We start from the raw sequence: 20,565 nt of genomic DNA on the forward strand, positions 1-20,565 counted from the left end.
GTGCGGGTGCGCCTGCGACCGGGCGGTGCGAGGCTTCCCCCGTCGAACGACCCGATCGGTCGAGAAGGAGGACATCCGTGACAGTGGCGCCCATTCCGGAACCGCTCGGCGTGCTGGAGGCGCTCCACTCCACGCCCGCGCGGCGCTACCTCGCGCCCGACCCGATCCCCGACGACGTGCTGCGGGCGGTCCTGGACGCCGCGATCCGCGGCCCGTCCGGGGGCAACATGCAGTCCTGGGGCTGGGTCGTCGTCACCGATCCGGCGCTGAAGGCCCCGGTGGCGGGGTGGTACCGGGAGAACTGGGAGCGGGCCTACGGGTCGCGGCGGGCACAGATCCTCGCGGCACCGCCCGGCGCCGAGGGGCTCACCCCGCGCGGCTACCTCGGCGCCGAGCACCTCGCCCACCACCTGGAGGAGGCGCCGGTGTGGGTGTTCCCGGTGCTGCGTGGCGCCGCCGACGCCACGAGCCCGCGCCTCGGGTCCTCCATCTACGGGGCGGTGCAGCAGCTCGTGCTCGCCGCCCGCGCCTACGGCATCGGCACCTCGCTCACCACCTTGTACGGCGGGCACGAGGACGAGCTGCGGGAGCTGCTCGGCCTGCCCGCCGACGCGCTGACGATGGCGCTGATCCCGATGGGCTACCCGGCGAAGGGCCGGTGGGCGCAGCCGAAGCGGCGCCCGGTCGAGGACGTCGTGCACTGGAACCGGTGGGGGACACCGCCACCGGCAGCGGGGAGGCCCGGATGACCGTTGATCTGGACGCGCTCTCGTTCGAGCCGCTCACGCCGGTGTCCTACCTGGACCGGGCGGCCGCGGCGCACGGCGACCGCACGGCCGTCGTCGACGGGGAGCTGCGCTTCACCTACGCCCAGCTGCACGGCCGGTGCCGCCGGCTGGCCGGGGCGCTGGTGCCGCTCGCCGGCGGGCGGCCGGTGGCGGTGCTCGCGCCGAACACGCACGTGCTGCTGGAGGCGAACTTCGGGGTGCCGTGGGCGGGTGTGCCGCTGGTCGCGGTGAACACCCGGCTGTCCGCGGCCGAGGTGGCCTACATCCTGGAGCACTCCGAGGCCGCCGTGCTGGTGCACGACCCCGTCTTCGACGAGCTGGTGGACGCCGCGGTGGCCGGGCTGGCGGACCCACCGCGGCGGATCCGGGCGGGGGAGGAGTACGAGCAGCTGCTGGCCGCCGCGCAACCGAGGGCGATCAGACCGACCGACGAGCGGGCGCTGCTGTCGATCAACTACACGTCCGGCACCACCGGCCGCCCCAAGGGCGTGATGTACCACCACCGCGGTGCCTACCTGCAGGCGCTGGCGATGGTGGGCCACACCGGGCTGTCGCCCTCGGCGGTGCACCTGTGGACGCTGCCGATGTTCCACTGCAACGGCTGGTGCTTCCCGTGGGCGGTCACCGCGGCCGCGGCCACGCACGTCTGCCTGCCGAAGGTCGACCCGGCGCAGGTGTGGCGGCTGCTGCGCGCCGAGGGCGTCACGCACCTGGAGGGCGCGCCGACGGTGCTGTCGATGCTCGCCTACGCCGCCGAGGCGGCCCCGCTGGAGCGCACGGTCCGCGTCGCCACCGGGGGCGCCCCGCCGTCCCCGGCGATCCTGCGCCGGATGGGCGAGCTGGGCTTCGACGTCACGCACCTCTACGGCCTCACCGAGACGTTCGGGCCGGCGATGATCTGCGACTGGCGCCCGGAGTGGAACGACCTCGACGGCGAGGCGCAGGCCCGGCTCAAGGCCCGCCAGGGCGTCGGCAACATGATCGCGTGCACCGCGCGGGTGATCGGCGACGACGGCACCGACGTGCCTGCGGACGGCGCGACGATCGGGCAGATCGCGCTGCGCGGCAACAACGTGATGCTCGGCTACTTCAAGGACCCGGACGCGACGAGCGCCGCCGCCCCCGACGGCTGGTTCCGCACCGGCGACCTGGGCGTCGTGCACGCGGACGGGTACGTGGAGCTGCGCGACCGCAGCAAGGACGTGATCATCTCGGGTGGCGAGAACATCGCCTCCGTCGAGGTCGAGCAGGCGATCATGGAGCATCCGGCGGTGCTGGAGGCTGCGGTGATCGCCGTGCCCGACGAGCGGTGGGGTGAGGTGCCCGCGGCCTACGTGACGCTGAAGGAGGGGGCCACCGCCACCCCTGAGGAGATCGTCGCGCACGTGCAGGGCAGGCTCGCCCGCTTCAAGGCTCCCAAGCACGTCGAGTTCGGGGAGCTGCCCAAGACCTCCACCGGCAAGATCCAGAAGTACCTGCTGCGGGAGAAGGCCTGGGCCGGGATGGAGCGGCGGATCCAGTAGCGGGGCCTCAGGTCGCGGCGCCGAGCAGCCGCAGCGCGAACTCCGTGTACTGCCAGGCCACCGCGTTCTCGCTGTGCTCGCCGTCCTCGCGGAACCACACCGCCACGCCCATGCCGAGGTCGAGGATCGCGTAGGAGGCCAGCCGCGGGGAGGCCACGGTGAACCGCCCCGCGTCGACGCCGTCGGTGATCAGCGAGCGGAAGCCCGCCTCGTAGTCGGCGCGGCGGGCGAGCACGGCCGTCCGGTGCGGCTCGACGAGGCTGCGGATCTCCCGCGTGCCGACGAAGGCCTCCATCCGGTGCCGGGCGTGGTAGCGCACGTGGGCGTCGACGGCCCGGCGCAGCCGTTCCACCGGGTCGGAAGTGGTGGCGACGGCCGCGCGGTGGGCGTCGAGCAGCGCGTCCATCGTGCCGGTCATGATCTGCACGAGCAGGTCCTGCTTGGACGCCACGTGCTTGTAGAGGCTCGGGCCGCGGACGCCCACCGCCGCCCCGATGTCGGCCATCGTGGTGGCCTCGTAGCCGAGCCGGGTGAACAGCTCCAGCGCGGCGGCGCGGATCTCGGCCGTACGGGCCGTGGTCGCGGTGGTCATCGGTTCCCCTCTCGGCGCGGCCGAGCATATCCGGCCCGGCTAACGCCGATTAGCGAGAGGAGGGGGTGGGCTCAGGTGGCGATCGAGTCGAGCTGCTTGCCCGCGAAGTCCATCCGCGCGATCAACAGCCCGATCAGCTGCACCACCAGCAGCAGCGGGATGAGCATGAACGCGGCCGTGAACGACCCCGTCGCATTGCGGATCCACAGGGCGCCGTAGGGCACCAGCACGCCGAGGAACCCCGCGACCATCCAGGTCAGCCCCATACCCACCCCGCGCATGCGCGTCGGGTACAGCTCGGCGGTGTAGGTGAGCACCGTGCCCCATACGCCGATCAGGCCGAAGTTGGACGCCAGCCCGAACACCCACAGCTGCCAGGTCTCGGTGGCCAGCGCCCAGGGCACCAGCGTGACGATGAAGATCAGGTTTCCGGTGAGCATCGCGCGGAACCGGCTCCAGCGGTCGGCGATCCAGCCCATGAGGTAGTAGCCGAACGCGCCGGCCACGCCCCACCAGATGTACCAGCTGCTGTACTCGGCGGTGGACCAGCCGTGGCTCTCCTGCAGGTAGAACGGCGCCCAGTAGCCGAGGGTGTACCAGGACATCGTCGCGGTGGCGGCCACGAACAGCGCCACGTGGGTCCGCTTGCGCTGGCCGGGCTCGAACAGCTGCCCCACCGCGGCCCTCCGCGCCCGCTCCGCCCAGGTCGTCCGCTGCTCCGGCGGCGCGTCCTCGGTGCGCGCGGCGATCGCGTCCCGGTTGCGCACCCACGCCGGGGACTCCGGGCACAGGAACCGCACGTAGACCGCGAGCAGGCCGATCACCGCGGGCACGAGGAACGCCCACCGCCACCCGTGCGGTGCGACGATGTAGGTGCCCGCCAGGCCCGCGATCACGACGCCGTAGCCGTAGAGCGACCGGGCCGCGCTGAGCACCTTGGCGCGGTGCTTCGCGGGCCAGGTCTCGACCGTCAGCAGCGAGCCGATCGCCCACTCGCCTGCGATCGTCATCCGCATGAGCGTGTAGAAGACGATGAAGAACAGCCAGTTGCTCGACACCACGATCATCACGAGGAACCCGCACGTCAGCCCGACGTTGACGATGAACCCGGTGCGGCGGCCGATGCGGTCGGCGAGCCACGGCCAGAAGTAGGCCGCGAACGCGGCGAGCACGCCGGTGATCGTCACCGCGAGCGTGAGCAGGTTGAGGCTGATCCCGAAGTCCGCGAGCAGGTAGGGGACGATCAGCGCATAGAGGGCGATGACGATCCCGTCGAGCATCCAGCCGAGGCCGAGCGCGGCGGCGATGTGCCAGTGCGTGGACGTCAGCCGCTCGGACGCGTCGCCGTCCCGGACGTTCTGGAAGGCCCGTGACCGCGCGTGCCGCGCCTCCAGCGGCCCGGGCGGACGGGACGGCTCGCCGCGCCCGGCGACGGCGATCGGTTCTTCGACGGTCACGGCATCTCCTCGGGATCGATCACACTCCGTCGTGCGACCTGGGACACGAGTGGTTCCCGAAGCTAGGACGGGCCGTCTCGCGCTGTCGCTGTCGGAACCGCCAAGCATGGCCGGGCCGACTGTGGAGGTTCTGCCGATGCGGTGGCCGTTCGCACTGAGCGAACGTTCAGGAAGGACTCTCGACGGCGAGGGGTCCGGAAGGGGCGTGGCATGCCGAACAACGCGATCCGGGACCGGTGGGCGGCGGGACGGGCCACGCCGGGCGACGTCGCCGGCCCGCTGGTGCAGACGTGACCGGACGCTACGTCGTCGCCCGGGCGGCCGACATCCCCGACGGGGGGCGGGTGCTCGTCGAGGTGGGCGGGCGGCAGGTCGGCGTGTTCAACATCGGCGGCTCCTTCTACGGGCTCATCAACCGCTGCCCGCACAAGGGGGCGGAGATGTGCAAGGGCACGGTCGTCGCCGGGCTGAGCTCCGCGCGGCCGGGCGAGTTCGAGTACGACGAGTCGACCGCGCTGCTGGTGTGCCCGTGGCACGGCTGGGAGTTCGACGTCCGCACCGGGCGGTCGTACGTCGACCCGCGCACCCGGCTGCGCACCTACGACGTCGAGGTGGCCGGCCGTGACGAGGTCGGCGGCGTGCCCGTGGCGGGCCGGGTGCCCGGGCCCTACACCGCCGAGACCGTGGAGGTCGGGGTGGAGGACGAGTACGTCGTGGTCGACCTGCGGCGCTCGGCGCGGAAGGAGGCCCGGTGATGACGACGGCCCTGCTGGAGGACGTCACCCGCGACGAGGTCTGGCCGGGTGCGGTCATCGACTGCGACGTGCACGCGAACGTCCCGTCGCTCGAGGCCCTGTTCCCGTACATGTCCCCGCACTGGATCGCCTGGTGCACCGAGCGCGGGTGGCACGGCCCGGTCGGCGGGGTCGCCCTCGCCTACCCGCCGGGCTCCGACCGCTCCTGCCGCCCCGAGTGGCGCCCCGCCGACCGCCCGCCCGCCTCCGAGCTCGGCCTGTTGCAGCAGCACGTGCTCGACCCGTGGCGCGTCGAGCGGGCGATCCTGACCTGCTACTACGCCGTGGACTCGCTGCGCCACCCCGACTGGGCCGCCGCGCTCGCCCGCGCCGTCAACGACTGGCTGGTCGCCGAGTGGCTGGACCGGGACCCCCGGCTGGCCGGCTCCGTCGTGATCCCCGCGCGCGATCCGGCCGCGATGATCGAGGAGATCCACCGCGTCGGGGACCACCCCGGGTTCGTGCAGGTCCTGCTGCCCGTCCGGCACGCGGCGCTGTGGGGTCAGCGGCAGTTCCACCCGGTGTTCGACGCGATGGCCGAGCACGGGCTCGTGGCCGGGCTGCACTTCGGCGGCACCTCCACCGACGCCCCCTCGTCCACCGGCTACTCCTCCTCCTACGTCGAGGAGTACGCCGCCGAGTGGCAGTCCTTCACGGCGCAGGTCACCAGCCTGGTCTCGGAGGGGGTGTTCCAGGCCTGCCCGCGGCTGCGGGTCTCGGTGCTCGAGGGCGGGTTCGCCTGGCTGCCGGTGTGGGGCTGGCGGATGGACAAGGAGTGGAAGGGCCTGCGCCGCGAGGTGCCGTGGCTCGACCGCAGGCCGCTGGAGATCATCCGGGAGCACATGCGCTTCTCCGTCGCGCCCGCCGACCTCGGCACCCGGGAGCAGGCCGCGACCGTGCTGGAGTGGTTGGGCTCGGAGGACGTGCTCATGTTCGCCACCGACTACCCGCACGGCTACGACGACGACATCACCGACCTCCTCGCCGCGGCGCCACCGTCCATGCGGCCGCGGATCATGGCCGAGACCGCGCGGGACTGGTACCGGCTCTAGTGGTGCCGGCCCGCGCCCGTCGCCCCGAACGGAGGTCGACGGGCCGACCGGCGGGCCGCATCATCGGACCGGGGCCGTCATCGCGGCGGTGCACCCGGTGAGGCACGAGGAGGTGCGTCCGTGGGCCGGCGGCGTGGCGGCGTGACGCGGGACGAGGCCTGGGACGCCCTGATGGACCGGTTGCAGCAGGTCGGCCTGCTCGACGGGCACGGCCCGATGGCGGAGCGGATGCTCGCACGGGTGTTCACGCACACCTCGTACCGGCACGTCGACCACGACGTGCTGCTGGAGAGCTGGCGGCGCAACATGTCGGTGTCGGTCGCGGGGGTCCGGGCGCGGCGGTCGCCCGGCCCGGAGGACGACGACACCCCGCTGCGGAGGGTCGGGGAGGACCGGGCCCGGCAGGGTGTCGGCGTCGCGGAGATGCTGCAGACCTCGATGCAGCACCAGAAGATCTTCGTGGACCTGGTGCGCGAGCACGCCCCGCCGTCCCCGTACCGCGACAGCCTGTTGCTGGAGCTGTTCAGCACCAAGCAGGCGTGGTCGGCGTGGAGCATGGTGGCGCTGGCGGCGGGACACCGCGAGGCCGAGCTCGAGATCCAGCGCCGTGCCCAGGAGCACCAGGACGGGTTCGTGCGGCGGATCATCTCCGGTTCCATCGCCGCCTCCGAGATCGGGGCCGGGGCCGAGGCGTACGGGGTGGACCGGGACCGGCACTACCGCGCCTTCCGCGCCCGCCCTGCCCCCGGGACGGACGCGGTGCGGGTCATGGAGCGCTACCTGCGGGTGGCGGGCACCGGCGAACGCCGCAACGGCATGATGGCGCTGGTCGACGGCGACCTCTGCGGGTTCGTCGCGGTGCTGCCGCCCGAGCCGCCGCCGACGGCGGTCGGGGTGTCACCGCCGGTCCCGCTGCACGAGCTGCCCGCGGTGTTCCGGCTGGCCACGAGGGCGCTGGAGACCGCGCAGGCGATGGGGCGCCGGGAGGTCGTCGGCCTGGCCGACCTGGGGCTGCACCCGGCGGTCATGGCCGATCACGACCTCGGTGAGCTGATGCACGCGCGGTTCGTCGCGCCGTTCGACGGGCTGGGCGCGTCCGGGGCGGCGATCCTCGAGACGGTCGAGTGCTACCTGCGCAGCGGCAACCGGTTGGAGGTCACCCGCCAGCAGCTGTTCCTGCACACCAACACGGTCCGGTACCGGCTGTCCCGGTTCGAGTCGATCACGGGGTGCTCGCTGCGGGACAACGACGCGCTCGTGCAGGTGTGGTGGGCGCTGGCCTGGGACCGGTTGCGCCGGGCGGGCGAAGGAGCGGGCGAGCCCGGCGCGTACCGCGACGCGGCGGGCTGACCCCGCCCGGCTTCGTGGGATCCCACAACGGTGGGTGGGCGCAGTTCGGCAGCACCGCCGTTGTCGGCGTGGGCCGCGCGCGGCACCGTCGTCGGGGTGGGCACCGTCGCCCGCCGCGAGAGGGGGACCGCCGTCGATGAGGTTGACCAGGGCTCACAGCGTGGAGGACCTGCGCCGCGCCGCGCGCAGGCGGATGCCGAAGGCGGTGTTCGACGTCGTCGACGGGGGTGCCGGCGACGAGCAGACGCTGCGCTGGAACCGGGAGTCGTTCGCGCGGATCCCGCTGCGCCCGCGCGCCCTCGTCGACGTCAGGCACGTGGACACCACCACGACCGTCCTGGGCGACGAGGTGTCGATGCCGTTGCTGCTGGCGCCCTGCAGCTTCGCGCGGATGTGCCACAGCGACGCGGAGGCGGGCGTGGCCAGGGCGGCCGGCCGGGCCGGCACGGTGTACGTGGTGCCCGGCGGGGCGGGGGAGCGGCCCGAGGTCGTGATCCGGTCGGCGACCGGCCCGCTGTGGTACCAGCTCTACCTGAAACCGGACCGCGCCGCGAACGCCGAGCTGCTCGACCGCGTCGAGGCCGCCGGCTACCGCACGCTGTGCGTCACGATCGACACCGCGATCAAGCCGTACCGCGAGAAGGACCTGCGCAACGGCGTCACGCTCCCGGTGACCCCGTCGCCGCGGCTCGCGCTCGCCGGGCTCGCGCACCCGCTGTGGTCGCGGGACTTCCTGTTCGGCACCGGCGGTGCCGGCCCGGACCTGTTCGCCGCGCGCCGGGCGTACCGCAACTTCACCGACGCGATCATGCACATCCAGTCGGTGACGGCGGAGGAGATCCGCTGGCTGCGCGACCGGTGGCCGGGCCCGCTGGTGCTCAAGGGCGTGCTCCGCGGCGAGGAGGTCGCGGAGATGGTCGAGCTGGGCGTCGACGGGATCGTCGTGTCCAACCACGGCGGCCGCAACCTCGACGGCGTCCCGGCCACGGTCGACGCGCTGCCCGAGGTCGTGGAGGCAGCGGCCGGGCGGGCCGAGGTCCTGCTCGACGGCGGGGTCCGCCGCGGCACCGACGTCGTGCGGGCGCTGGCCCTCGGCGCCAAGGCCGTGCTCGTGGGGCGCCCGTACATGTTCGGCCTGGCGGCCGGCGGCGAGCCCGGCGTCGACCGCACGCTCGAACTGCTGCACAACGAGATCATCCGCGCGATGTCGCTGGTGGGAGCCAGGTCGGTGAAGGAGATCGACCGGTCCCTGATCGGCGCGCCCCAGCTGCTCGCCGACGCCCGAGGAGGAGCGACATGACCGTCGACGCGACCCTGCCCGCGACCGCCCCCGCCGCGATCCCGACCACGTTGGGGATCATCGACGCGGACGTCCACCCGTCGATGAACCCGGCCATCCCCGGCGTCGTGCGACACCTGCCGCGCCGCTGGCAGGAGTACCTGGCGCACACCGGGCTGCGTGTCGGCGCCCCCGGCGGGGACCGGCCCCGGCACCGCGAGTTCGCCAGCCGCTGGGACGCCGTGCCGCCCGACGGCGGGCCGCCCGGCATCGATCCGGCGTTCGCGCGCGCCCAGCTGCTCGACGCCTACGACATGAGCGCCGCGGTGCTCAACGACATCGGCGGCTTCCCGTTCAGCGGCGGGCTGCGGGTGCCCGCGGAGTTCTGCGCCGCCTTCTGCACCGCGCTGAACACCTACCGGGAGGAGGTGTGGTTCGCCGACGACCCCCGCTGGTACGGGGCCATCAACCTGCCCTACGAGGTGCCCGACCTCGCCGTGCAGGAGATCGTGCGGCGCAAGGAGGGCCCGCACGGCGACCGCTGGGTGCAGGTGGCGATGGCGCCGGACAACGAGCGGGGCATCGGGCACCGCAAGTACCGGCCGGTGCTCGAGGCCTGCGAGCACTACGGGCTGCCGATCGGCTTCCACGTGCTGTCCGGGCGGCGGATCACGCCGTCCGGACCGGCGAACTACTACTTCGAGGAGCACTGCGACTTCGCGGCGCTGAACTTCCCGGTGGTCGCGAGCCTGGTGTTCGAGGGCACCTTCGACCGGTTCCCGGGGCTGAAGGTGGTGATGGTCGAGCTCGGCTGGTCCTGGGCGGTCCCGCTGGCGTGGCGGATGGACCACGCCCACCGGGTCATGGCGCGGGAGGTGGACCTGCAGCGGCGCCCGTCGGAGTACGTCCGCGACCACCTGTGGTTCACGACGCAGCCGATGGAGGAGCCGGAGAACCCGCGCTGGTTCGACGACGTGCTGGGCCTGTTCGAGTCCTCGGGCATGGCCGACAAGCTGATGTTCTCCTCCGACTACCCGCACTGGGACTTCGACGAGCCGGACTCCTTCCCGCTGTCGGTGCGCCGCGACACCGAGCGGTTCGGCCGGATCCTGGGCGGCAACGCCAGCGCCCTCTACGGGCTCCCACTGCGTCCCGGCACCGGCCAGGTGGTGCGCTAGCTAACGAAACCTAGCCAGGTCTTGACGGGAACGGGGGCACCGCGGTCCGATCGTGGCTAACACTCGTTAGCGACAGGAGGCGCCGTGCCCGTCGATCTCACCCCCGACCCCGCCGTCGCGGAGCTCGCGAAGCGCACCGCCGCGTTCGTGCGCGAGGTCGTCGTGCCGGTGGAGGAGCGGCACGCCGGCGTCGTCCGCGACGACGCCGTGCGGGCCGAGCTGCAGCGGGCCGCCCGGGAGGCCGGGGTGTTCGCCCCGCACGTCGGCGTGGAGCACGGCGGGCACGGGCTGGACATGCGCGGGCGCGCGGCTGTGTTCGAGGAGGCCGGCTACTCGCTGCTCGGGCCGCTCGCGCTGAACATCGCCGCGCCGGACGAGGGCAACATGCACCTGCTCGAGGCCGTCGCCACGCAGGAGCAGAAGGAGCGCTACCTGGCGCCGTTGGTGGCGGGGGAGGTCCGGTCGTGCTTCGCGATGACCGAGCCCGCTCCCGGCGCCGGCTCGGACCCCGCCGCCCTGACCACCCGCGCGGAGAAGGTGCCCGGTGGCTGGCGGATCGACGGGCGCAAGTGGTTCATCACCGGTGCCGACGGGGCCGCGTTCGCGATCTGCATGGCACGCACCTCGGGCGCGCCGGGCGACCGCGGCGGCGCCACGATGTTCCTCGTCGACGCCGACAACCCCGGTATGACGTTGGTCCGCCACATCGACACGCTCGACGAGAGCCTCTACGGCGGGCACCTGGAGGTGGCGTTCGAGGGCTGCGTGGTGCCCGACGACGCGGTGCTCGGCGCGGTCGACGAGGGCTACCGCTACGCGCAGGTGCGGTTGGGCCCGGCACGGATGACGCACTGCATGCGCTGGTTGGGCATCGCGCGGCGGTCGCAGGACATCGCGGTGGCCCGGGCGCGCGAGCGGGAGCTGTTCGGGTCGCGGCTGGCCGACCTCGGCATGGTGCAGGCGATGATCGCCGACAACGAGATCGACATCGCCGCGAGCCGCGGGCTGGTGCTGCAGGCGTGCTGGGAGCTCGACCGGGGCGGGTCGGCGGCACAGGCCACCGCGATCGCCAAGACGTTCACCGCGGAGGCGGTCTGGCGGGTCGTGGACCGGGCCGTGCAGATCTGCGGCTCGCTGGGCATCTCCGGCGACGTCCTGCTGGGCCGGTTCCTGCGCGAGGTGCGCCCGTTCCGGATCTACGACGGCCCGTCGGAGACGCACCGGTGGGCGATCGCGAAGCGGGTGGCGGGGCGGGTCGACCGATGACCACCTCCGTCGCCGGGCTCGACCTGCCGGCCCTGCGGGCCTGGTTCGCCGCGCACGTCCCCGGTGCGGGCGAGCTGGACGCCGAGCTGATCGCGGGGGGCCGGTCCAACCTCACCTACCGGCTCACCGACGGCCGCGCGACCTGGGTGCTGCGCCGCCCGCCGCTGGGCGGGCTCACCCCGTCGGCGCACGACATGGCGCGGGAGTACCGGGTGGTGGCCGCGCTGCGCGACAGCGGGGTCCCGGTGGCGGGCGCGGTCGCGCTGTGCGAGGACCCGGACGTGATCGGCGCGCCGTTCGCGGTGGTCGAGCACGTCTCCGGCCGCGTGGTGCGCACCCGCGCGGAGCTGGACGCGCTGACCGACGCCGAGGTGCGCCGGTGCGCGTTCGCCCTGGTCGACGTGCTCGCGCGGCTGCACGCCGTCGACCCGGCGGCGGTGGGCCTGGCCGGGTTCGGCCGGCCCGAGGGCTACCTCGTGCGGCAGGTCCGGCGCTGGCACGACCAGTGGACGAGGGTCGCGACCCGCCCGCTGTCCGACGTCGACGCCCTGCACGCGCGGCTCGCGGCGGCCTGCCCGCCGGAGAGCGGGGCGTCGATCGTGCACGGGGACTTCCGGATCGACAACGCCATCCTCGACGGCGGCGACGCGGGCGTGGTGCGCGCGCTCGTCGACTGGGAGATGGCCACGCTCGGCGACCCGCTCGCCGACCTGGGCCTGCACCTGGCCTACGCCGACCCCGCGTTCGACCCGGTGCTCGGCGGGTCCGCCGCCTCGACCAGCCCGCGACTCCCGGCGGCGGACGAGGTGGTGGCCCGCTACGCCGCCGCGTCCGGGCGCGACGTCTCCGGCATCGCCTTCCACCTGGCGCTGGGCTACTTCAAGGCCGCGGTGATCGCCGAGGGCATCCACGCGCGGCACGTCGCGGGCCGCACGGTGGGCGAGGGGTTCGACACCGTGGGTGCGGCCGTCGCCCCGCTCGCCGCGGCCGGGCTCGCCGCCGCCCGGGCCGTTGACAGCGCCACCGGGAGCAGCGATCCTGCGTGCTGAACGATCGTTAAGTGAGGAGCGAGTGTGATCAGGACGCGGTTCACCGAGGAATTCGGCGTCGAGCACCCGGTCGTGCAGGGCGGAATGCAGTGGGTGGGGCGCGCCCCGCTCGTCGCCGCCGTCGCGAACGCGGGTGCGCTCGGCTTCATCACGGCGTTGACGCAGCCGACGCCCGAGGACCTGACCACGGAGATCGCGCGCTGCCGCGAGCTCACCGACCGGCCGTTCGGGGTCAACCTGACGATCCTGCCGGCGATCAACCCGCCGCCCTACGCCGAGTACCGGCAGGCGATCATCGACGCAGGCGTCCCGATCGTCGAGACGGCCGGGTCGAACCCCGCCGAGCACCTGGCGCACTTCCACGCCCACGGCATCAAGGTGATCCACAAGTGCACCAGCGTCCGGCACGCGGTCAAGGCCGAGTCGCTCGGCGTGGACGCGGTGAGCATCGACGGGTTCGAGTGCGCGGGCCACCCCGGTGAGGACGACATCCCCGGCCTGGTGCTGATCCCGGCCGCCGCCGACCGGCTGACCATCCCGATGATCGCCTCCGGCGGGTTCGCCGACGCCCGCGGCCTCGTCGCGGCGCTCGCGCTCGGCGCGGACGGGATCAACATGGGCACCCGGTTCATGGCCACGGTCGAGTCCGGTATCCACGACAACGTCAAGCAGCGGCTGGTCGAGGCCGGCGAGCGCGACACCCAGCTGATCTTCCGCCAGCTGCGCAACACGGCACGGGTGGCCGACAACGCGGTGAGCCGCGAGGTCGTGGCCCGGCTGAACGGCGGCGCGGCGTTCGAGGAGGTCCGCGACCTGGTGGCCGGCGCCCGCGGCGTCGGGGTCTACGAGACCGGCGACCTGGACCGCGGCATCTGGTCCGCCGGGATGGTGCAGGGCCTCATCCGCGACATCCCGACGTGCGCGGACCTGGTGTCGCGCATCGTCGGTGAGGCCGTCGAGATCATCCGCGGCCGGCTCGGCGACGCGGTCGGGGCCCAGCCGGTCGCCGCGGGATGACCGCGCGTTCCGTGCCCGCCCCCGCCCCGGCGGACGCCTCCCTTGTCGCGCTGCTCGACCTCGAGCCGCTCGAGCGCGACCTGTTCCGGGCGAGCACCGTGTTCGACGACCCGTTCCCGCTCTACGGCGGCCAGGTGGCGGCGCAGGCGCTGCTCGCGGCTGGGCGCACGGTGCCGGCGGGGCGGGTCCCGCACTCGATGCACGGCTACTTCCTGCGCAGCGGCGACGCGCGCCGTCCCACGCTGTTCCGCGTGGAGCGCGACCGCGACGGGCGCTCGTTCTCCGCGCGCCGGGTCGTGGCGGTGCAGGCCGCCGAGGTCGTGTTCTCCCTGTCGGCGTCGTTCCACGACCGGGAGGAGGGCCTCGACCAGCAGGTAGAGCCCGCCCCGGACGTCCCCGCGCCCGAGGCGCTGCCGCCCCTGGAGATGCCGCGGCTGTTCTCGTTCGAGGCGCGGCTGCCTCCGCAGCCGCACGAGCGGTCCTGGCCCACGCGGTTCTGGGCCCGCTGCACCGAGCCCCTGCCCCCAGCGGAGAACGGCGGCGAGCTCCTGCACGCCGCCGTCCTGACCTACCTGTCCGACATCATGACGGGCCTCTCGCCGCTGGCCACCGGCGGCTTCCGCCCCACCACGAGCCTCGACCACGCCGTGTGGTTCCACCGCAGCGCCCGGCTGGACGACTGGGTGCTCGTCGACCTGGCGGGACGCACCACCGGCGGGGGACGCGGCTGGTACACCGGCTCCCTCACCTCGCGCGACGGGGTGCTGCGGGCCAGCATCGCGCAGGAGTCGCTGTTCCGCGGGCACCGTCCGGCCACCGCGTTCGCCGAGGAGCGCGCGCCGGTGTGGCGCGAGTAGCGCGGAGCCCCGCCCGCAGCGGTGTGGAGCTGCCCATCAGCACGGTCCCGAGGACGGGCGGCCGTCCGTTCCCCGGCCGGGGGCACCTTCCGTAGCGTCGACCGCACCGCCACCCCGCTCCGGCCCGCACCGCCGCTCCACGGCGCGTGCGCGGGCCGGCCCGTCGACCGCGAGGACAACGATGTTCGGTCTGCCTGCCGTGACGGCCCTCTTCGTGATCGGTGGCTTCGTCGCCGCCGTCGTGCTGTCGATCCTGTTCGCACTGCGCTTCTCCGCCGACGACGAGGAGTGGGTGACGCTCGACGACCTGTTCCGCCGGTCGTGATCCCCGTTCCCCGTCCCCCGCTCCGGATCGAGGTGTGCCCGTGATCGTGTCCTGGCAGACGATCGCCGTGATCGTCGCGTACATGCTGGTCGTCATCGCGATCGGCGTCTGGTCGACCAAGCGCGTCAGCTCGATGCGCGACTACCTGGTGGCCGGCGACGGCTTCGGCCGCTGGGTCGTGTCCTTCGGCATCGTCGGCGCGATCGTCAGCGGCGCCGGCGTGCTCGGCAACGCGGGCTCGGGCTACGGCACCGGCTACGCGCTCTACGTCCAGACGATGGGGCTGAGCTTCCTCGGGCTGACGCTGGCCTACTTCCTGCTGGCCAAGCCGATGACGGTGATCGCCAAGAAGCACGAGGTGTACACGCTGCCCGACGTCCTCGCGCTGCGCTACGGCGACAGCAGGGCGGTGCGCATCCTCTCCGGCGTCGCCACGGCGCTCGGGTCGCTGATCTACCTCGTCGTGCAGTTCGTCGCGATCGGCTACATCGGCACGACGATCTTCGGGTGGAGCCTCGGGCTGTCGCTGTTCGTCGGCGGGGCCGTCGTCGTGGCGTACTGCGTCGGCGGCGGGATCGTCGCCGCGATGTGGACGAACTTCTTCCAGCTGCTCGTGCTGAGCGTGTTCGTCGTCTACTTCGCCGTGTACACGGTCAGCCAGGTCGGCGGCCTCACTGCGCTGCACCGCCAGATGGCCGAGATCGACCCCGAGCTCGTGGCGCCCTGGCATGCGAGCGGCGCCTTCGCGTGGCAGAACGTGCTGGTCTACGCGTTCTTCGTCGGGCTGCTCGCCTACGCGGGCGTGCCGCACATCAGCACGAAGTTCCTCACGATCCGCAACCTCGAGGTGATCCGCTGGATCCCGCTGATCTCCTGCTTCCTGTACCTGTTCGCCGTCGCCGCCACCTGGATCGGCATGGCCTACCGGGTGCAGGCCGAGCAGGGGGTGGTCCCGCCCGTCGACGAGCCCGACGCCGTCCTCCCGGCGCTCATGCTCGACTCCTTCGGCCCGGTCGTCGTCGGCATCATGATCGCCGCGGTGCTCGCCGCCGTCATGTCGACCACCGACTCGTTCATGGTGCTGAGCGGGGCCGCGATCGTCCGCGACATCGCGAAGAAGGGGCTCGGGCTGCGCCTGTCCGACCGCCAGGAGATGACGTGGAGCCGGGTGGCGTCGGTGCTGGTGATGGTGGTGGCCGGGTTCATCGCGCTCAACCCGCCGGAGTTCGTGCTGTCGCTCATGGCCGTCGCCTGGGGCGCGCTCGCCGCGATGCTCGGCCCCGTCCTCTACCTGGGCGTGCGGTGGAAGCGCGCGACGACGCAGGGCGCGGTCGCCGCCCTCGTCGCCGGCATCGCGATCGGTGGCGTGCTGGCGCTGCTCAACCGCACGGTCTTCGCCGATGCCCCGCTGCTCGCCCCGTGGAACATCGCCGCGATCGGCGTCGCGGTGTCCTACCTGGCGCTGATCGTGGTCTCGCTGCTCACGAAGCCGCAGAGCAGCCGGATGTTCGCGCACTTCGCCGCGCACGCCGCGACCCCCGCGCCCGCCCTCGGCACGAGCGGGCGGAGCCGCTCATGACCGACCGGCCCGAGCTGCTGCGGGCGAGCGACGAGACGATCGACGACGCGCTGCGCCACGCCGACCCGATGGCGCTGCGGGGGCTGCTGTTCCAGCTGACCGGCGACGAGTCCCTCGCGGCGCTGCCGGTGGCCACCGTGTCCGCCGGCGTGGCCGAGGCCCGTGCCCTCGCCGACCCCGCAGGCGCGGCCGTCGTCCGCGAGCGGGCCGCGGCGTGGCTGCGGTCCTACCGGGACGGCGGGGCGGGGGAGGTGCCGGTCGGCCCCGCGGACCGGCTGCCGCACAGCCTGGAGCTGACCGCGGGGGAGTCGATCGACGCCGCTGAGCGGGAGGTGTGGCTCGAGGAGCTCGCCCTCGATCCGTGGGCTCGGAGCCTGCGGTGGCGCGCGCAGCCTCCGCCCGAGCGGCTGGGACGGTTCCGCGTCCTGGTGGTCGGCGCGGGCCTGGGCGGGCTGAACGCCGCGGTGCAGCTGAAGCGGGCAGGCATCCCGTTCGCGGTGGTGGAGAAGAACTCCGGCGTCGGCGGCACGTGGTACGAGAACCGCTACCCGGGTGCGCGCGTCGACAGCCCCAGCCGCACCTACACCCACCTCTACGGCGTCGACTACCGGCACCCGAACCCGTTCTGCCGGCAGCCCGAGAACGAGAAGTACTTCAACTGGGTCGCCGACACCTTCGGCATCCGCGACGCGATCTCCTTCGACACCGAGGTCCGCTCGATGGTATGGGAGGAGGCGACGGCGACGTGGGCGGTCACCACGCGGAGCCCCGACGGGGAGCGGGTCGAGCACGCCAACGTGATCATCAGTGCCGTCGGGTTCCTGTCCCGGCCGAACACCGCCGAGCTGCCGGGCGCCGAGACGTTCGCCGGGCCGGCGTTCCACACCGCCCGCTGGCCGCGCGAGCTCGACCTGTCGGGCAAGCGGGTGGCGGTGATCGGCTCCGGCTGCACCAGCTACCAGATGGTGCCCGAGCTCGCCGACCTCACCGGGCACGTCACGGTGTTCCAGCGCACGCCGCAGTGGGTGTTCGACCGCCCCGGGTACCGGGAGCCGTTCCCCGAGCAGGTCCTGTGGCTGGAGCGCAACCTGCCCTATTACTCGAACTTCCTGCGGTTGCGCACCAGCTGGCTCACCGGCCCGCACGTGCAGAGCCGCGCCTTCACCATCGACCCCGAGTGGGACGACCCGCTCACACGCAGCGCCCTCAACGCCCGGATCCGGGACGGACGCCTCGAGCACCTGCGCCGCAAGCTCGGCGAGCATCCCGAGCTGATGGCGAAGATGGTGCCGCCGCACCCGCCGATGTCCGCGCGACCCGTCGCGGTCGACGACCGCTACAGCATCCTCGACGCGCTGCTGCGCGATGACGTCGACCTGGTCACCGAGCCCATCCGCAGGGTCACCCCGCACGGCATCGAGACCGCCGACGGGCGGGAGCACCCCGCCGACGTCCTCGTCCACGCCACCGGCTTCAAGGCCAACGACTTCCTGTGGCCGATGGAGGTGCGCGGCCGCGGCGGCACCCGCGTCGAGGAGCTCTGGGCCCACGACGGTGCCCGCGCCTGGGCCGGCACGATGCTTCCCGGCTTCCCGAACTTCTTCATGCTCTACGGGCCCAACACCAACCCGTTCAGCCTCGGCGTCGTCACCTTCTCCGAACTGATGACCCGGTTCGCCCTCGAACGGATCGAGGAGCTGCTCCTGACCGGCCGGCGCGCGGTCGAGGTCACCGACGCCGCATACCGGCGCTACAACCGCGAGCTGGACGCCCGCGAGGCCCTGCGCACCTGGAGCGATCCGCGCGCGACCAACTACTACCGCAACGCCCACGGCCGCTCGGCCTCGAACTGCCCCTTCGAGGGCACCGAGATCTGGCAGCGGCTGCGTCACCCGGACGCCGCCGACTTCGTGCTGGCCTAGACCCTGTGTGACGAGTCGCGGAGCCAGGTGACGGTGGCTCAGGAGGGGACGGCGAGAGTTCGTCGCAGCCGCTGGCTACGCCTCGGTGCTGCTTGCACCGAACCCCGCTGACGTTGCGCTCGTCGCGTCCGGTGGGCGCGCCGTACCCGGCTCGCGACCCCTGGCTCACCGCCGTCGGCCTGGCCTTGCGTGCGATCCCACCCGTTCGCTTCGCCGTCGGCGGTGGCCGGGGTGGTCGGGTGGGCGGAACCACCGGATAGCGTGGTCGTTCGGGCGGCCGTCCCCGACCTGGGAGCAGGCCCGTTGGTGGACGAGCACGTTGCCGCCGGGTGGGTGCGCACCTGGCGGTGGTCCCGTCTCACCCCCCACCAGTGGGGATCAGGTGGTCACGGTGCCCACCACTTCGCGAGTGCCTGCGGGTGATCAACACACCGGGCCTGTCCGGGGCCCTGCCCCCGCGTTCACTGCGGAAGGCCGGGGCCCGGCTCCCGCGCGTTCCGGAACGCTGGGGCTTGGCTCCCGCGTTCAGCTGAACGCGGTCAGGCCGCGGTCCGGGTCCGGCGTGGGAGCAGCGCATCCAGGGATCGGTTCGGGGTCGAGGCGCTCGCCGAACCAGTTCGGGGTCAACGTGGTGCGGTCGATCCGCAACCCGGCCCGGGTGTGCATCTCGATCAGGCTTTCGGTGTTGCCGCTCAACGCCGGTGCGGTGGTGGGGATCGGGGTGCCGTCGGGGCGGTGGAACTGCCACCGGTCGGGCAGGCGGTGGATGCGGTAGCCGTGATCATGGATGACGCTGTGATGGTAGGAGCAGATTAAGATCAAGTTGTCGATGTCGGTGCGCCCCTGCGCCCACCACGGGCGCACGTGGTGGGCGTGGAGGTGGCGGGTGTGGCTGCACCCGGGGAACTGGCAACGGGCCCCGTCCCGCACGGTCAGTGCCGCGATCTGGGCCGGGGTGGCGAGGCGGCGGGAACGCCCCAGGTACATGCGGTTTCCGGTGCGGTCGTTGAGCAGGGCTTGGACGCGGGCGTCGCAGGCAAGTCGTTCGGCGGTGGAGGCAGGGAGTTCTGGTCCGTCGGCGAGGCGGGCGCTGCCGGTGGTGGCGTCGAGGTGCACGATCACCTGGGCCTGTCCGCGCGCCACCACCACATCGTCGGGGCCGTGGGTGATCAGGGCCTGCAGGGCGTCGGCGCGCCGGGCTGCTAGGCGGTCGGTGGCCGGGCCGGGTTCCTGCTCGAGTACGTGCTGGTCCAGATCCGGCGGCGACACGGACGGCGAGGCGGTGGCCGGCGAAGCCGTGGCGGGCGAAGCACTGGCGGTGGCCGGGTCGGGGGCCGCCGGGCCGGGGCTCACCGAGGCGCGGGGTGCCATCCGTGCCTCGATCGCGGCGATCAGGGCGGCGCCGGCGTCGGGGGTGAACCGGCCGCGCAGCACCAGCGACCCGTCGGTGTCCCAGTGCCAGGACAGGCTGCGCTGGGCGGTGGTGTCGGTGGGTGGGGTGTGGCGGCGGCGGACGGCCGCGACGACGGTTTCGACGTGGCTGGCGGTGCCGGACAGGGCCAGGTTCAACAACACCTGCTCCGCGGTGTCCGGGTCGGCCACGGTGAGGTGGCGCAGGTCGGGCTCGCCGGCGGCGATCGCGGCGGCGATCCGGGTCAGCGCGGCGGTATCGGTGCCGACGACCCGCGTCAGCGCCCGCACCTTCGAATACGAGATCCGCCCAGCGGCGAACGCCGCGGTGATGCGCGGCAGGCGCGGCAGGGCATGCGCGACCCGCAGGTAGTCGATGGCAGTACGCAGGCTCATCCCCGCCCGCCAGGACAACCAGTGCGCACACGAGCGGATCCCGGGCCCGGCCCAGCCCTCGCGGTCGTCGAACTCGGCCAACACTCGCAGGAACTGACACAGCGCAGCGTTGATGTGTCCGGCCAGACTGAGCAGTTCCGTTTCCAGAACGCGAATGTCCGTGGTTTGCGGGGTGGGGAGCGCGAGAACCGGCACCGGGAACCTCCAGGCGGTGTGAGCTGGTGTTTTCCGGTTCAGGATGGCATCGGGGTCCGACATTTCCGGGCGTCGGCCGCGTTCCGCGGAACGCGACGATAATGATGATCAAAGGGGTAGGGGACGGGAACACAGCCAGGCGCGCACCCACCCGGCGGGAACGCACTCGTCCACCAACGGGCCTGCTCCGAAATCGGGGACGGCCGCCACGACGACCACGCTTCTCGGTAGTTCTGCCAAGCCGAGCACCCCGCCACCGCGAGGGTTGAGGTGGACGGGTGGGATCGCACGGCAGGCCAGGTCGAGGCGGTGGGTCGGGTGTCACCAGCCGGGTACGGCGCGCCCACCGCAGGATCGCGCCACGAGCGAGACGTCAGCGGGGTTCGATCACGGGCGCAACCCCGCTCACGTCTCGCTCGTCGCGGGCCGGCAAGCCCGGCGCCGAGCGTGATGCGCGCCCTGGCCTCGTCGAACAGCCGCGTCCGCAGCCCGAACCAGCCGCTACCGACGCGCGGCAACGGACGGATCGTGGGTGT

17 protein-coding genes are annotated in these 20,565 nt (G+C 73.1%); 14 read left to right on the top strand and 3 right to left on the bottom strand.

From position 1 onward, the window contains the following. Positions 1-77 precede the first annotated feature (77 nt). Entirely contained in the window at positions 78-749 is a 672-nt protein-coding gene (locus FB558_RS22210) for a nitroreductase family protein (RefSeq protein WP_211366729.1), read from the top strand. Continuing rightward, positions 746-2,311 carry an acyl--CoA ligase family protein gene (locus FB558_RS22215; RefSeq protein ID WP_211366730.1) on the top strand — a complete coding sequence of 522 codons (1,566 nt, stop codon included), beginning with the start codon at positions 746-748 and terminating at the stop codon, positions 2,309-2,311. Before FB558_RS22210 ends, FB558_RS22215 begins: the two co-directional genes overlap by 4 nt. Before the next feature lie 7 nt (positions 2,312-2,318). On the opposite strand, the gene FB558_RS22220 is transcribed toward FB558_RS22215, so the two are convergent. Both FB558_RS22220 and FB558_RS22225 read right to left on the bottom strand, forming a co-directional pair. Then, a complete protein-coding gene (locus tag FB558_RS22220) occupies positions 2,319-2,903 on the bottom strand; it encodes a TetR/AcrR family transcriptional regulator (RefSeq protein ID WP_142056341.1) in 585 nt (194 codons plus the stop codon). A 71-nt stretch (positions 2,904-2,974) separates the two neighbouring features. Then, positions 2,975-4,360 (bottom strand): MFS transporter, encoded by a 1,386-nt coding sequence (locus FB558_RS22225; protein WP_170231461.1) that lies wholly within the window; start codon positions 4,358-4,360, stop codon positions 2,975-2,977. A 290-nt stretch (positions 4,361-4,650) separates the two neighbouring features. Here FB558_RS22225 and FB558_RS22230 point away from each other — a divergent pair, with 290 nt between their 5' ends. The 12 genes from FB558_RS22230 (at position 4,651) to FB558_RS22280 (ending at position 18,028) form a co-directional block, all read left to right on the top strand. After that, complete coding sequence (locus FB558_RS22230; RefSeq protein ID WP_142056343.1) at positions 4,651-5,115, top strand: Rieske (2Fe-2S) protein; 465 nt, start codon at positions 4,651-4,653, stop codon at positions 5,113-5,115. Beyond that, positions 5,115-6,206, top strand: coding sequence for an amidohydrolase family protein (locus FB558_RS22235; protein ID WP_170231462.1), 1,092 nt, complete (start codon positions 5,115-5,117; stop codon positions 6,204-6,206). Before FB558_RS22230 ends, FB558_RS22235 begins: the two co-directional genes overlap by 1 nt. Before the next feature lie 120 nt (positions 6,207-6,326). Beyond that, positions 6,327-7,556: a PucR family transcriptional regulator gene (locus FB558_RS22240; RefSeq protein ID WP_142056345.1), complete on the top strand. Its 1,230-nt coding sequence runs from the start codon at positions 6,327-6,329 to the stop codon at positions 7,554-7,556. Positions 7,557-7,692: 136 nt separating this feature from the next. Beyond that, positions 7,693-8,856, top strand: coding sequence for an alpha-hydroxy acid oxidase (locus tag FB558_RS22245; RefSeq protein ID WP_142056346.1), 1,164 nt, complete (start codon positions 7,693-7,695; stop codon positions 8,854-8,856). Further along, positions 8,853-10,013, top strand: coding sequence for an amidohydrolase family protein (locus tag FB558_RS22250; protein WP_142056347.1), 1,161 nt, complete (start codon positions 8,853-8,855; stop codon positions 10,011-10,013). The genes FB558_RS22245 and FB558_RS22250 overlap by 4 nt, the downstream gene beginning before the upstream one ends. Before the next feature lie 84 nt (positions 10,014-10,097). Continuing rightward, the gene (locus tag FB558_RS22255; protein WP_142056348.1) at positions 10,098-11,279 is read left to right on the top strand and encodes an acyl-CoA dehydrogenase family protein; all 1,182 of its coding nucleotides are present in this window, start codon (positions 10,098-10,100) and stop codon (positions 11,277-11,279) included. Then, entirely contained in the window at positions 11,276-12,328 is a 1,053-nt protein-coding gene (locus FB558_RS22260; protein ID WP_142056349.1) for a phosphotransferase family protein, read from the top strand. The genes FB558_RS22255 and FB558_RS22260 overlap by 4 nt, the downstream gene beginning before the upstream one ends. A gap of 24 nt (positions 12,329-12,352) precedes the next feature. Beyond that, positions 12,353-13,345, top strand: a complete 993-nt coding sequence (locus FB558_RS22265) for an NAD(P)H-dependent flavin oxidoreductase (RefSeq protein ID WP_142056350.1) — start codon at positions 12,353-12,355, stop codon at positions 13,343-13,345. Further along, complete coding sequence (locus FB558_RS22270) at positions 13,342-14,202, top strand: acyl-CoA thioesterase (RefSeq protein WP_142056351.1); 861 nt, start codon at positions 13,342-13,344, stop codon at positions 14,200-14,202. The genes FB558_RS22265 and FB558_RS22270 overlap by 4 nt, the downstream gene beginning before the upstream one ends. A 181-nt stretch (positions 14,203-14,383) precedes the next feature. Next, positions 14,384-14,527, top strand: a complete 144-nt coding sequence (locus FB558_RS43340) for a hypothetical protein (protein ID WP_170231463.1) — start codon at positions 14,384-14,386, stop codon at positions 14,525-14,527. Positions 14,528-14,567: 40 nt separating this feature from the next. Further along, positions 14,568-16,106 carry a sodium:solute symporter family transporter gene (locus tag FB558_RS22275; RefSeq protein ID WP_142056352.1) on the top strand — a complete coding sequence of 513 codons (1,539 nt, stop codon included), beginning with the start codon at positions 14,568-14,570 and terminating at the stop codon, positions 16,104-16,106. After that, positions 16,103-18,028, top strand: coding sequence for a flavin-containing monooxygenase (locus FB558_RS22280; RefSeq protein WP_142056353.1), 1,926 nt, complete (start codon positions 16,103-16,105; stop codon positions 18,026-18,028). Before FB558_RS22275 ends, FB558_RS22280 begins: the two co-directional genes overlap by 4 nt. Before the next feature lie 525 nt (positions 18,029-18,553). Here the strand turns inward: FB558_RS22280 and FB558_RS22285 are convergent. Next, positions 18,554-20,029, bottom strand: coding sequence for an HNH endonuclease signature motif containing protein (locus FB558_RS22285; protein WP_170231464.1), 1,476 nt, complete (start codon positions 20,027-20,029; stop codon positions 18,554-18,556). Positions 20,030-20,565: the final 536 nt, after the last annotated feature.

The organism is Pseudonocardia kunmingensis (genome assembly GCF_006716445.1).
Classification (GTDB): Bacteria; Actinomycetota; Actinomycetes; order Mycobacteriales; family Pseudonocardiaceae; genus Pseudonocardia; species Pseudonocardia kunmingensis.

Coding starts and splice junctions, on each gene's coding strand:
- FB558_RS43340 (WP_170231463.1), top strand. CDS start 14,384: ATGTTCGGTCTGCCTGCCGTGACGGCCCTCTTCGTGATCGGTGGCTTC.
- FB558_RS22260 (WP_142056349.1), top strand. CDS start 11,276: ATGACCACCTCCGTCGCCGGGCTCGACCTGCCGGCCCTGCGGGCCTGG.
- FB558_RS22235 (WP_170231462.1), top strand. CDS start 5,115: ATGACGACGGCCCTGCTGGAGGACGTCACCCGCGACGAGGTCTGGCCG.
- FB558_RS22215 (WP_211366730.1), top strand. CDS start 746: ATGACCGTTGATCTGGACGCGCTCTCGTTCGAGCCGCTCACGCCGGTG.
- FB558_RS22245 (WP_142056346.1), top strand. CDS start 7,693: ATGAGGTTGACCAGGGCTCACAGCGTGGAGGACCTGCGCCGCGCCGCG.
- FB558_RS22280 (WP_142056353.1), top strand. CDS start 16,103: ATGACCGACCGGCCCGAGCTGCTGCGGGCGAGCGACGAGACGATCGAC.
- FB558_RS22270 (WP_142056351.1), top strand. CDS start 13,342: ATGACCGCGCGTTCCGTGCCCGCCCCCGCCCCGGCGGACGCCTCCCTT.
- FB558_RS22250 (WP_142056347.1), top strand. CDS start 8,853: ATGACCGTCGACGCGACCCTGCCCGCGACCGCCCCCGCCGCGATCCCG.
- FB558_RS22220 (WP_142056341.1), bottom strand. CDS start 2,903: ATGACCACCGCGACCACGGCCCGTACGGCCGAGATCCGCGCCGCCGCG.